Origin of the sequence: Salegentibacter sp. 24 (genome assembly GCF_004362395.1) — a bacterium.
GTDB lineage: Bacteria > Bacteroidota > Bacteroidia > Flavobacteriales > Flavobacteriaceae > Salegentibacter.
Genome location: NZ_SNWE01000010.1, coordinates 89336 through 102226, shown reverse-complemented (window position 1 = coordinate 102226; position 12891 = coordinate 89336). Strand labels below are relative to the sequence as shown.

The 12891-nt window shown below is 36.4% G+C and carries 12 protein-coding genes, 1 tRNA gene and 1 pseudogene; 4 read left to right on the top strand and 10 right to left on the bottom strand.

All coding sequences use genetic code 11. The annotated features are described in order from the left end of the window. Position 1 precedes the first annotated feature (1 nt). From DET49_RS09055 to DET49_RS09025, 7 genes are all read right to left on the bottom strand, one after another. Positions 2 to 766 (bottom strand): ParA family protein, encoded by a 765-nt coding sequence (locus DET49_RS09055; protein ID WP_133547776.1) that lies wholly within the window; start codon positions 764 to 766, stop codon positions 2 to 4. A gap of 423 nt (positions 767 to 1189) precedes the next feature. Continuing rightward, positions 1190 to 2071, bottom strand: coding sequence for an SDR family oxidoreductase (locus DET49_RS09050; RefSeq protein WP_133547775.1), 882 nt, complete (start codon positions 2069 to 2071; stop codon positions 1190 to 1192). 82 nt (positions 2072 to 2153) lie between these two features. Then, on the bottom strand, positions 2154 to 4286 hold the full coding sequence (gene scpA, locus DET49_RS09045) for a methylmalonyl-CoA mutase (RefSeq protein ID WP_133547774.1): 2133 nt from the start codon (positions 4284 to 4286) through the stop codon (positions 2154 to 2156). 15 nt (positions 4287 to 4301) lie between these two features. After that, positions 4302 to 5684: a methylmalonyl-CoA mutase subunit beta gene (locus DET49_RS09040; protein WP_133547773.1), complete on the bottom strand. Its 1383-nt coding sequence runs from the start codon at positions 5682 to 5684 to the stop codon at positions 4302 to 4304. Positions 5685 to 5703: 19 nt separating this feature from the next. Beyond that, positions 5704 to 6021: an FtsB family cell division protein gene (locus DET49_RS09035; RefSeq protein ID WP_133547772.1), complete on the bottom strand. Its 318-nt coding sequence runs from the start codon at positions 6019 to 6021 to the stop codon at positions 5704 to 5706. Between the two features lie 90 nt (positions 6022 to 6111). Continuing rightward, positions 6112 to 6720: a uridine kinase gene (gene udk, locus DET49_RS09030; protein ID WP_133547771.1), complete on the bottom strand. Its 609-nt coding sequence runs from the start codon at positions 6718 to 6720 to the stop codon at positions 6112 to 6114. Between the two features lie 98 nt (positions 6721 to 6818). After that, positions 6819 to 8018: a PQQ-dependent sugar dehydrogenase gene (locus tag DET49_RS09025; RefSeq protein ID WP_133547770.1), complete on the bottom strand. Its 1200-nt coding sequence runs from the start codon at positions 8016 to 8018 to the stop codon at positions 6819 to 6821. A 181-nt stretch (positions 8019 to 8199) separates the two neighbouring features. Here DET49_RS09025 and DET49_RS09020 point away from each other — a divergent pair. The 3 genes and pseudogenes from DET49_RS09020 (at position 8200) to DET49_RS09010 (ending at position 9721) form a co-directional block, all read left to right on the top strand. Further along, positions 8200 to 8274 (top strand) — tRNA-Pro (locus tag DET49_RS09020). Between the two features lie 286 nt (positions 8275 to 8560). Beyond that, positions 8561 to 9148 (top strand): annotated as a pseudogene (locus tag DET49_RS09015) (pirin family protein); the annotation flags it as partial. A 6-nt stretch (positions 9149 to 9154) separates the two neighbouring features. Continuing rightward, a complete protein-coding gene (locus DET49_RS09010) occupies positions 9155 to 9721 on the top strand; it encodes a TMEM175 family protein (RefSeq protein WP_133547769.1) in 567 nt (188 codons plus the stop codon). Positions 9722 to 9747: 26 nt separating this feature from the next. Here DET49_RS09010 and DET49_RS18935 read toward each other — a convergent pair whose 3' ends face one another. After that, the gene (locus DET49_RS18935; RefSeq protein WP_166636564.1) at positions 9748 to 10113 is read right to left on the bottom strand and encodes a DoxX family membrane protein; all 366 of its coding nucleotides are present in this window, start codon (positions 10111 to 10113) and stop codon (positions 9748 to 9750) included. Between the two features lie 432 nt (positions 10114 to 10545). Between DET49_RS18935 and DET49_RS09000 the strand changes: the two genes are divergently transcribed. Then, the gene (locus DET49_RS09000; RefSeq protein WP_208109629.1) at positions 10546 to 11046 is read left to right on the top strand and encodes an NADPH-dependent F420 reductase; all 501 of its coding nucleotides are present in this window, start codon (positions 10546 to 10548) and stop codon (positions 11044 to 11046) included. A gap of 369 nt (positions 11047 to 11415) precedes the next feature. Here DET49_RS09000 and DET49_RS08995 read toward each other — a convergent pair whose 3' ends face one another. Then, the gene (locus tag DET49_RS08995) at positions 11416 to 11712 is read right to left on the bottom strand and encodes a hypothetical protein (protein ID WP_133547767.1); all 297 of its coding nucleotides are present in this window, start codon (positions 11710 to 11712) and stop codon (positions 11416 to 11418) included. A 61-nt stretch (positions 11713 to 11773) separates the two neighbouring features. Then, positions 11774 to 12841, bottom strand: coding sequence for a 3-dehydroquinate synthase (gene aroB, locus DET49_RS08990; RefSeq protein ID WP_133547766.1), 1068 nt, complete (start codon positions 12839 to 12841; stop codon positions 11774 to 11776). Positions 12842 to 12891: the final 50 nt, after the last annotated feature.

Sequence of the window (12891 nt, the reverse complement as noted above, 5' to 3'; positions counted from 1 at the left end):
TCTATGGATTTTTCTTAATAATTTCATTGGCCAGGCTTAAATAGTTACTGGCTCCTTTACTACCTGCGTCATAGTTAATAATACTTTCACCATAACTTGGCGCTTCACTTAAACGCACATTTCTTTGAATGATTGTGTCGAAAACCATCTCACCAAAATGCTTCTGGACTTCCTCTACAACCTGGTTAGAGAGTCTAAGGCGTGAATCGTACATAGTAAGCAATAAGCCTTCAATGTCTAATTTATTGTTATGAATTTTCTGAACGCTCTTTATGGTATTTAGTAATTTTCCCAGGCCTTCCAAGGCAAAATACTCGCACTGAATGGGTATCACCACGGAATCGGATGCCGTTAAAGCATTCAATGTTAATAAACCAAGGGAAGGGGCACAGTCAATTAAAATAAAATCATATTGGTCTTTTAAGGGGGTAATGGCCTTTTTTAACATTGATTCCCTTTGATCCTGGTCAACTAGCTCGATTTCTATGGCCACAAGGTCTATATGCGCTGGAATTATATCTAGGTTGGGAGAACTGGTTTTTTGAATGCAATCGCCTGGAGTTATTGAGTCTTCAAAAAGCTGATAAGTACCTAACTCAACCTCTTCAACGTCAATTCCGAGTCCGGAAGTGGCATTTGCCTGTGGGTCTGCATCTATTAACAATACTTTTTTTTCAAGTACTCCAAGCGAAGCGGCCAGGTTTACCGAGGTAGTGGTTTTTCCCACTCCTCCCTTTTGGTTTGCAATAGCAATGATTTTACCCATTAAGTCTCTATGATTTTTGAAGGGTAAAAATACAATTTATTACAGGTTTATAAAATGATTTTGTTAACAGCTTATACATAAAAAAGGAATGGTGACCTAAAAGCTTAACAAACGGTTTTTTAAAAAGTGGGTTTTTAAGAATTCGGGATTAAAATTTGGCACCTAATCCTTCAGTTTTACTTTTTTAGATCTTGGTGTTACCCACAAATAATGTTCGTGTACATACTTGTTTTCTACTTCCTCTCAACTTTCTATCTAAAAATTCAAGGAATCTTTTAGATAGAATGGCAGTATGTCTTGGATTAAAACATTAATGCCTCCTATGGAATGTTTCAAATTAGATATTGGATGGCAAACTGGTAAATAGAATATAGATTCAGCTTTTCTTTAATGATAGGATATAGTAATGGGATGGTAAAAAACCTAGCTGCCCTTTTTTGATTTAATCATCGCTTCCAATTGATCCCACATTTCCTCTGGAATAGCTTCCAGTAGATTGAACTGTCCTGCACCCTTAAGCCATTCGCCACCATCTATGGTAATTACTTCGCCATTTATATAAGCTGAAAAATCTGAAACTAAGTAAGCAGCAAGGTTTGCTAACTCCTGGTGTTGGCCAAGCCTTTTTAAAGGTACCTTTTTGGCAAGATCGAATTTGTCTTTTAGATCACCAGGCAATAATCTATCCCAGGCACCTTTAGTAGGAAATGGCCCAGGTGCAATTGCGTTGAATCGAATTCCGTATTTGGCCCATTCTACGGCCAGAGAACGTGTCATGGCCAGAACCCCTGCTTTGGCTGTAGCACTCGGTACCACATAAGCCGAACCTGTCCAAGCATAAGTAGTTACGATATTTAATACAGTTTTATCCTTTTGTTTTTCGTCAATCCAATGTTTTCCAAGTGCCATTGTGCAGTTCTTACTTCCCTTTAATACAATATCAATAATCGTATCAAATGCATTGGCACTTAATCTTTCGGTAGGAGAGATAAAATTCCCGGCGGCATTGTTCAGTAAAATATCAACAGTTCCAAATTTCTTTAAAACTTCATCTCTCATATGTTCTACCTGATCATAATGCCGAACATCACATTGCACAGCAAAACATTTTCCGCCGGTTTCATCTTCAAGTTCTTTAACAGTGTTTTGAAGTTTCTCAATATTTCTTGAAGTAATGGCAACATTGGCGCCAAGTTCCATAAAGTATTTGGTCATCGCTTTTCCAAGCCCGCTACCGCCGCCTGTTACGATAATTGTTTTGCCTTTTAAAGCATCGTCCCGCAGCATTTTTTTAGTAAAGTCCATAATATATATTAATTCATTGGTTTAAAATCTAATCCTGGGTGAGCCTTAAATAGTTCGATGCATTCCCGCAGGTTGTCTTCTCTTAATTATCGATCAAAATCTCTAAAAGCTGAATTGCGGCTTCACTAATTTTAGTTCCAGGCCCAAAAACAGCCACTGCACCGGCATCAAATAAATATTGATAATCTTGTGATGGAATTACCCCTCCCACAATTACCATAATATCTTCACGGCCTAAATTCTTTAATTCTTCCAGAACCTGGGGTACTAAGGTTTTATGTCCTGCCGCAAGGGAAGAAACTCCCAGGATGTGAACATCGTTTTCTACGGCTTGTTTGGCTGCCTCTTTTGGCGTCTGAAATAACGGACCAATATCTACATCAAAACCTAGGTCGGCATACCCGGTAGCCACTACTTTTGCGCCACGATCATGACCATCCTGACCCATTTTTGCGATCATAATTCGAGGCCTTCGGCCATCCTGTTCTGCAAATTTATCAGCCAGTTCCCTGGCCTTTTTAAAAGAAGTATTGTCTTTCATTTCTTTAGAATATACACCGCTAAAGGTTTGTACTTTAGCTTTATGCCTACCATAAACGTCTTCCAAAGCATCGCTGATTTCACCAAGAGTCGCACGATTTCTTGCTGCTTCTATTGCTAAGCTAAGTAAATTACCGGTTTCTTTTCTGGCGCATTCAGTAAGATTCTTTAAGGCTGTTTTTACCTTTCCAGTATTTCGTTCAGCTTTAATTTTTTCCAGACGTTCCACCTGTTGTTTTCTTACTGTCTGGTTATCGACCTCTAAAGTAACCAATTCGTCTTCTTTTTCAAGTCGGTATTTGTTAGTACCTACAATAATATCAGTTCCACTATCAATTCTGGCTTGCTTTTTCGCTGCCGCTTCTTCAATACGCATCTTGGGAATTCCTTCCTCGATAGCCTTGGTCATTCCTCCAAGTTCTTCAACTTCCTGAATCAAATTCCAGGCTTTTTCTGCAATTTCATCAGTAAGTTTTTCAACATAATAACTTCCTGCCCAAGGATCTACTGTTTTAGTGATTTTTGTTTCTTGCTGAAGATGCAACTGCGTATTACGAGCAATTCTTGCGGAAAAATCCGTCGGTAGCGCAATGGCTTCATCTAAAGCATTGGTATGCAAACTTTGGGTGCCACCAAAAGCAGCTGCTGCAGCCTCAATACAGGTACGCGCTACATTATTAAAAGGATCCTGCTCAGTTAAACTCCAGCCACTAGTTTGTGAATGGGTTCTAAGTGAAAGCGATTTTGGATTTTTAGGATTGAATTTTTTTACGAGTTTAGCCCAAAGCATACGAGCTGCTCTCATTTTGGCTATTTCCATAAAATGATTCATCCCAATTCCCCAGAAGAACGAAAGTCGGGGCGCAAAACTATCTATATCCATCCCGGCATCCAAACCTTTGCGGATATATTCCAGTCCATCAGCTAAGGTATAAGCAAGTTCAATGTCGCAGGTAGCACCTGCTTCCTGCATATGATACCCGGAAATACTTATACTATTGAATTTGGGCATATGCTGAGAAGAATATTCAAAAATATCAGAAATGATCTTCATCGAAGGGGTAGGAGGGTAGATGTAGGTATTTCTCACCATAAACTCCTTTAAAATATCATTTTGAATGGTTCCTGAAAGTTGTTCGGGTTTCACACCCTGTTCTTCTGCGGCTACAATATAAAATGCTAAAACTGGTAATACAGCGCCATTCATTGTCATAGACACCGACATTTTATCAAGTGGAATTTGGTCAAAAAGGATCTTCATATCCTCCACCGTATCTATAGCTACTCCAGCTTTTCCTACATCGCCAACCACGCGTTCATGGTCACTGTCGTATCCGCGATGGGTTGGAAGATCAAAAGCTACCGATAGTCCTTTTTGACCGGCAGCCAGGTTCCTTCGGTAAAAAGCATTGCTTTCTTCCGCAGTCGAAAAACCGGCATACTGTCGAATTGTCCAGGGACGCCGAACATACATGGTGCTATAAGGTCCGCGCAGGTATGGTGGAATTCCAGCTGCGAAATTTAAATGCTTTAATTCATTTGTATCATTGGGGGCATAAAGCGGTTTTAAATCTATTTCCTCCGGGGTTTCAAAAAAGTTATTTTCTTTTTCTTTTAGTCCTTGTTCAAGTTTCGGTTGCTGTAATTTAATATGTTGAAGTTGTTTTCTGGCCATGACTAGGTTTTAAAATTAATCAGCTTTCTCCTGTTTCAGGCGTATTTGTTCCAGCTGCTCGCTTAAACGTTTTTCCAGGATCGGTTCAATTAAAGTTTTTCGAGGGTTTTGTTTTAAAAACGGATATAATTCCAATTCCTCCTTCATTTTATCTTGAGGGTTCTCAAATTTATTAGTCCCGATTAATACGATCTTGCCATTGTCAAAATGTTCCTGTTCCTTTTGTGCGCTTTCCTTTATTTTTCGCTGAATTATGCCTTCTTTTAATTGCTTTAAAAATCCACCACCTTTTTCAATTTCCTTAAAAATTTCTAGAGCACTTTCTGCAAATTGTTTTGTAAGGCTTTCAATATAATATGCACCTTCGGCTGCATTGGACACCTTATCCAAATGGGCCTCATGCTTCAGCACCAACAACTGATTGCGGGCTATTCTATCTCCAAAAATGTTGTTTTTATGGTAAATCGCATCATAAGGCATATTGTAAACCGTATCGGCTCCGCCCAAAACCGCACTCATGCTTTCCGTGGTAGTTCTAAGAAGATTCACATTAAAATCGTAAAGCGTTTTATTTCTTTTGGTAGGTTGGGCAAGGATATGACAGGTTTCCAGGGTTTTATATTCAGCAGCTAAAATGCCGTAAAGCCATCTTAAGGCTCTGATTTTTGCGATTTCGAAGAAATAATTTGATCCGGAAGCAATTAAAAATTGAGGATGAAATTTTTCAAAATTTGTTGTGCCCTGAAAATGATTAAGATATTCATTTACATGGGCCATGGAATAGGCCAGTTGTTGTGGAATAGTTGCTCCGGCATTTTGGTACAGAGTAGCGTCTATGCTTACGACTGATTCAAATTCTTTGGATTGATCAAAAATAAAATCAAAAATTTCATGGTCTTTGTTAAGATTGTGAAACCAGTTTCCCGACCTGGCAAGATTTCCTACGATATCAAACTGAAAGAAAATTTGGTGATCTTTTTCTTTAAAGAACTCCCGAAAACGTTTGAAATAATTTTTAGAAAAAAAACTAAAGCTTAAATATATAATAGTTTTTTCCAGTGGTAAACCTTTGAACAGTTCTTTTACTGAAATGTCTTCATTAGGAATAATAAACCAAAGGCTTTCAGCTCCCTTCTGCAACACATCCAGGGCCCGTTTATTAACTTTTTGCTCAGAAATAACATATAATCGCTCACATATGTTCCAGTTTTTAGGAGAAGGTGTTCGAATGTGATTTTCAATATCTTCAGAATTATAAAAAGGTTTTATGTTTATTCCATCTAGAGATTTATATACGAGTTCTTTATTATAGTCGGCCCCCTTGAGGTCGAATTGAATTTTTTGTTTCCATTGCTTTGCAGAAACCTCTTCAAATTCCTGAAATAATGAGTTTTTCATTGCGTGGTTTTTCTGAAAATTAGTCCTGAATGGTGTCGTATTCTATAATGAATATTTCTTCATTAGGTCGCTTCATGTAATACTGCTGGCGAGCAAATTTCTCCATTTCTACTGAATCCTGAAGCTGCTTAATAATGGCTTTATCTTTAGAAATTTCATTCCTGTAGTATTGCCTGTTTTCCTCAAGTTCTTCTATTTCCTGATTGAGTTCGTTGTGAATTAACCAGGAATTGCTATCAAGGAAAAACATCCAACCTCCAAAAATAAGTATTAACAGCACGTATTTATTGCTGATAATTTTAAACCATTTTTTATTTCTTAATTCTTTTAATTTCACACCTTCTAACTTCAGTAACTAATTAAGATTATTTTGGTCAAGTTGATAAAATTTAGAATTTTGTCAACTATTTGGCTTAAAGATACAAAATTAGGCCAAGCGGTCTTTTATTATGGTTTGTACAATATCAACAGCTACGGTATTATAGCGGTTGGTGGGGATAATCAAATCAGCAAATTCTTTTGTCGGTTCTATAAATTGTTGATGCATAGGCTTAAGCGTGGTTTGGTATCGCCAAAGAACCTCGTCCAGATCGCGCCCTCGTTCAGAAATATCCCTTTTAAGTCGGCGAATTAATCGCTCATCACTATCAGCGTGCACATAGATTTTGATATCAAACATTTCTCTGATGTCCGGATGTGCAAAAATTAAAATACCTTCAACAATAACTACCTTCCTGGGCTGTGTTTCAAGGGTTTGTTTGGTTCGGTTATGTTCAGTGAAAGAGTAAACAGGTTGCTGAATAGTATTGCCTGCCTTTAATTCTTTTAGGTGTTCTACAAGAAGATCAAAATCAATAGATTTTGGATGGTCAAAATTGGTTTTTATCCGTTCTTCCTTAGATAAATGGCTTAGATCTTTATAGTAAGAATCTTGTGATATAACATCTACCTCTTCATTTTTTAATTCATCTATAATCTGTCTTACTACCGTAGTTTTTCCACTACCGGTGCCACCTGTAATTCCTATAATGAGCATCTAAAAAAATTTGAGGCAAATTTAAACATTTGCCCCAAATTAGAAATAAATATGATGTTTTATTACTCAAAAAGTAATTTTCAAATAAATCATTAAAATTATTCTGTTTCTTCAATAGGTAACACCCTCACAATTCCAGTGCCTTCTATTGCGGCATAAATGAAACCGTCAGGACCTTGTTGTACATCTCTCAACCTTCCCATTCCTTCTAATAATTTTTCTCTTTTGGTTACATCGCCATTTTCCAATGCTAAATGTTCTAGGTATTGAAATTTAAGTGACCCAACCAAAAGATTACCTTTTAATTCAGGGTATTTATCGGAAGTTACTTTTTCAAAACCACTAGGGGCGATAGAAGGAACCCAATAGGTGAGTGGGTTTTGAAACTTAGGTCCGGTTCGATCTTCGGTGATGGTTGTTCCATCATAATTTTCACCATAGGTAACCACCGGCCAGCCGTAATTTTTTCCCGGTTTAATAACGTTGATTTCATCACCACCTTTTGGTCCATGCTCGTTAACCCAAATTTCTCCGGTTTCTTGATTAAAAAACATGCCCTGGGGATTTCTATGACCATAGGAATAAATAGCTTCCTTTGCATTTTCCACGCCTACAAACGGATTATCCGAGGGAATACTTCCATCTAAATTTAATCGATAGATCTTCCCGCCATCTCTTGTGATATCCTGTGGATTGACATCTCTATTCCCTCTATCTCCTATGCTGAAGAATACATGTCCCTTATCATCAAAGGCAATCCTTGAACCGAAATGCTGACCTCGGGTTGAATTAGGTTCGGCTTTGTAAAGGACTTCACTGTTGGTAAGCTGATTATTTTCCAATTTTGCTCGCATCAAAGCTGTATTTCCACCTTCGGCTTCACCTTTTGTAGAGGAGTAGGTGATATAAACCCAATTATTATTTTCATAATCAGGATGAAGAGCAATATCCAGCAAACCACCCTGGCCTTGATTGTAAATTTCGGGAGCACCGGATATAGCAGTTTTTACACCATTCTTATAATGAAAAATATCACCACCTTTCTCAGTGATTAAAATGCTTCCATCAGGAAGAAAATCAAAACCCCATGGAATTGACATATCTCCTGCCACTACCTCGTGTTGATACTCCCGTTCTGGAGAAACTATTTCGGGCTGTTTCTCAGGTACCGGATTTTCGCTATCCTGATTAGTCTTTTCTGTTTTTACTTCAATTTCTGCTTTTTCTTCTGATTTTTCGTTTTCTCCACAGGCCGAGAATATAAAAACTATGCCTATTAATAATAAAATACGCTTCATAATATTTTTTTTTTTGATTAGCTTATCCTGCATTATTGGCAAGATTCAACTAAGATATAAAAATTCTAAAGTTTTTCTTGTAGAGTGATAAGTTTTCTTATATTTGCACCCGCTTTGAAGGATAATTTAAGGACTGTAAGTTGAAATATTGGAATTGATGATAACGTAAGTTATCAAGTTACGGGGTGTAGCGTAGCCCGGTTATCGCGCCTGCTTTGGGAGCAGGAGGCCGCAGGTTCGAATCCTGCCACCCCGACTTTTTGAGTATCAAAATACATCAAGAAACACCTAAATAAATGATTTTCAGTGCTTTTAGCAAAACTGGAAATCATTTTTTTTTGTTTGGTATCAATTAAATGGAACCTATTCGGTTACCTATTTTTCCCCTGAAAGTTTAAACAGGCTACGCAGGGATCTATCCAATAGAACTTAATTTTGCTTCTTATCAAAGGTCAATAGCTGGATCTTAGCTTCTAACTTTGTATTAAATATTAGAAATTATGTCATATTCTTTAAGCCAAAATGGCGATGATCATAGATTTGCAGGTAAAGGAGTGGTACATTCGGAAAGAACTCCAGAGCCATTACGTAATAAAGAAAAATCCTTACATGGATTACAAATATGGGTTGGTCTTCCCAAAGAACTATAAAACATAGATCCTTCCTTTAGTCATATCGAAAAGAAGGAAATCCCACAGTGGAATGAAAATGAAATTTCCAATAAACTAATTGCCGGAGCATGTTTTGGACGCAAATCTCCTTTACCTGTACATAGTAAATTATTCCTTGTGGAATTGAAAAGCAGTGAAAAAAGAAAACTGAATTTGGGTAAAGATCTTTTTGGAGAATCAGGTCTCTACATTCTGGAAGGCAAAATTTTTAGTGATGGGAATACGTATGGATCTAAACAAATTTTGATAGCCAAGGATCATAAGCTATGTGAATTTGAAATGGATAAGAATACAACAATTTATATTCTTGGAGGAGAACCTTTCAAAGAAGAGAGGCATATCCAATGGAATTTTGTAGCTTCTGATAAAAATTTTATGAAACAAGCCAGGAACAATTGGAAAAATCAGAACTTTCCTATAGTACCTGGAGAAACAGGGTTTGTTCCGCTACCAAATTAATCATTCATGAAAACCGGAAGACTTGAAGCTTTTAGTGACGGGGTACTGGCCATTGTAATCACCATAATGGTCCTGGAAATGAAAGCTCCTGAAAATACTGATTTAAAAAGCCTGCTGGAAATATTTCCCATATTTCTAAGTTATTTGTTAAGCTTTATATACCTGGGAATTTACTGGAACAATCACCATCACTTGCTTCAGGTTACTCCTAAAGTAAACGGAAAGATTTTATGGGGCAATTTACATTTATTGTTCTGGTTATCATTAATTCCTTTCGCGACAAGCTGGGTAGGTGAGAATTATGCTGCCCCGTTACCTATTGCCTTATATGGAGTTATATTACTTATGGCGGCAATAGCTTACTGGATTTTGGAAATTCAACTAATTAATTTCCATGACGAAAATTTTCCTTTAAAGAGAATCACTCAGCGAGGAGCTAAAGAACATTTATCTATTATCATTTATATTTTAGCGATTCCCACGGCGTTTATTAATTCCTGGATTTCCATAGCCTGTTTTATATTTGTAGCTATTATATGGATTATCCCGGATAGAAGATTGGAAAGGAGCTGATGATTAATACATTGTATTTAAAAGTTCTATACTTCTAAAAGGGAATCACCTATATAAAGTAGCTCAAAAATTATGGCCCAATTTTTTGCAAAATGCATGGACTCCAACATCATAACCTCCCTATTTTTTACCGCCCAAAATTTATGTATGGTTACAGAGGCAATCATTAAAAATAAACATAAACCGATAATTCCATATAAAAGGTAAAAACCGGAAATTAAGGTTATCCCGCCAAAACATAGGAGTATACCACTTAATTTGATCATTAAATTAGAAGCTAAGAGACTTCTTTTCTCGGCATATTCTTCTAAAATTTTTGAGTTAAAAAAATGATTTAGTCCATTTAATAGAAAGAAAACACCTAGTAAAATCAGTAATATTTGTTTTAACATGGATGGCTTAGATTTTAGATGGGAATTTCTAAATATTTTAAGTTTATAACAAAAAATGTTTATCATTTTAAAACGTTCTTTTTAACCCAAATCCATCAGGTGCTAACTAAAATTTACCAATCAGGATGTGATCCTACCTAGATCACATTTTTACTGCTAATAAATAAGCTTGGAAATTAAACGGATTGCATAAACCAATATTGGTCTATTTATAAGACCTTAATAATTCCAAAGATCACAGATGTAGGGCATCAAAAGATTATGTGAGGACCCGGAAAAAAGTAAATGAAACTGGCACAATATCTTCTTCTTCCTGATTTAAAATGATTTTTCATTCTTTCCCAAAAGGAAAATACTAAAGATAACTAAAGTAAACAGGAAACCGGTGCAAAACCGGTAACTCCTGAGGAAGCTGCCGGAGTAAAAGACCTTGTGATAATCGCCATTCCTACTAAAGCAATCGTAAATCTCCCAATAGAGATACTCTCAACTTCTAAAGCTATCATTGTAGATGCAGGAAATTATTACCCATCTCGCGATGGTAAAATTGCTGATATTGAAGAAGGTTTAACTGACAGTGAATGGGTAGCAAAAATAATTGGTCATTCGGTGATCAAGGCTTTTAACAATATCACTGTGCCAAGTTTAGCTTCCAAGGTTGTTCCGGCTGGAGCACCAAATCGAATTGCATTATCGGTTGCCGGTAATGAAGAAGAACAAAAACGGGTCGTGATGAAACTTATTGATGAAATCGGCTTTGACGCTATAGATGGAGGTTTGCTTTCTGATTCGTGGAGACAACAGCCAGGTGAACCTGCCTATTGTCAGGATTTAGGTAAAGAAAAGTTGAAAGCAGCATTAAAAAAGGCAGATAAAAACAAACGTAAGGAAAATCTTTCACAGGCAGACGAGATGGCACGTCCATATTTGTAGATATAATTCTGGGAAAACCACTAAATCAGAAGTCGGCATCCTTGTAACCGATGAAGAAAGATTATTTCAGAGAAAAAATTCAAGAAATGTTTTCAAATAAAATTTCTTATCTCTAGGAGTTGAATTTTATCACTCTAAAGATTACTTATTCAGTTATCTGAAGTTGAAAAAATTAAGAAAAAGACTGTATTTATAGGGATTAAGAGATGAAAAAACCAAGGCTGATACCCTGACTTTAACAAGTTATATTTAAAAATAATAAAAGGGTGATTGTTTGAATTTCAAAAAATCACCCTTTTATTATTCTTCAGATTTGATAATATGTCTTAGAAATAAATTTCAAAGACTTATGAACTTATGAGCAATTTTTTATTGCTTGTCATCTTCATCTTCATCCTTCTCTGGAATTTCTACAATTGGCTCGTTATAATCGGAATCATCATAATCATCTTCATCAAAGTTGGCCATCGTATTTTCCAGACGTGTGCTTACTTTTACCAAATAAATGGTGTCTTCGGTTTTTACCTCTACGGCTTCAATTGTTTCGTTTTTGGCGTTTTTAAAAGAAATAATCTGGTCGTCGTCATATCCATCAGGATATTTTTCCACTAGCAATCCTAGGATTTCCGGAGTTAATTTTTTGTAATCAACAATAATTCTTTTCATAAATAAAAGTTTATGAGTATGTAGTTAGTAGGTTTTAAAAATACTGTTTTTAAATTATAAATCAAGCTTTCTTGTAATATTCAAAAGCATTCCAAATTAATTCATTTGGCACACGGCAATCTATCACTGGTTCACCTATATCTTTTAGCAAGACAAAATTTATATTTCCGTGGGAGTTTTTCTTGTCGTATTTCATTAAATCTATGATTTGCGCAATATCTTCTTTCGAAAATTCAACGCGATCATAAATATCAAGAATCTTAACCGTAATGTCTTGTAACTTCTCTTCGGGAAAACCCTGGAGCTTTTCTGATAGGTAAGTGGCTAAAACTAATCCTATTGCAATAGCTTCCCCGTGAAGTAAAGTAGTTCTTTCAGAATGTGTTAGAAAATAGGATTCTATGGCATGTCCAAGAGTGTGACCGTAATTTAAAGTTTTGCGCAATCCGTTTTCTTCCGGATCTTCTGTAACTACCTTAGATTTTATCTCGACTGATTCTTTGATGATTTCATCCAGGTCCTCCAAAGCTAGCTCCTTAAAATTAGTCACTTTACTCCAGTAAATTTGGTTATCAATTAGGGCATGTTTTAGAATCTCAGCCAGCCCGCTTCTCATTTCAATTTGAGGCAAAGTTGGAAGAAAGGCAGGTTCAATGATTACCATTTCGGCGTGATTAATTACGCCGATCTGGTTTTTTAAATTTCCAAGATCAACGCCTGTTTTTCCACCAACCGATGCGTCAACCATAGCCAGTAAGCTTGTGGGAACGTTAATGTAACTGATTCCTCGTTTAAAAGTCGACGCTACAAAACCACCAAGGTCAGTCACAACACCGCCTCCCAGGTTTATCATCAAGCTTTTACGATCGGCATCTAATTCCGAAAGGGCATTCCATAAACCGGTACAGGTTTCTAAGTTTTTATGAATTTCACCTGCTTCAATTTCTAGTATCTCAAAATTTTCAGAAGAATTAATTTTTTGAAGTAAAATCGCTAAACAGTCACGATGTGTATTCGAGTCTGTTAGAATAAAAACTTTAGAAGGTTTTGATTGTTGTAGAAAAGAATTTATCTTAAGAAAACCTTCTTCCTGATAATAAACCGGTCCTTTAGTTGCCGTATTGGACATAGTTATTGACGTTTTTAGTATTTGTAATTCGGCTTCGAAAATAAGCAGAA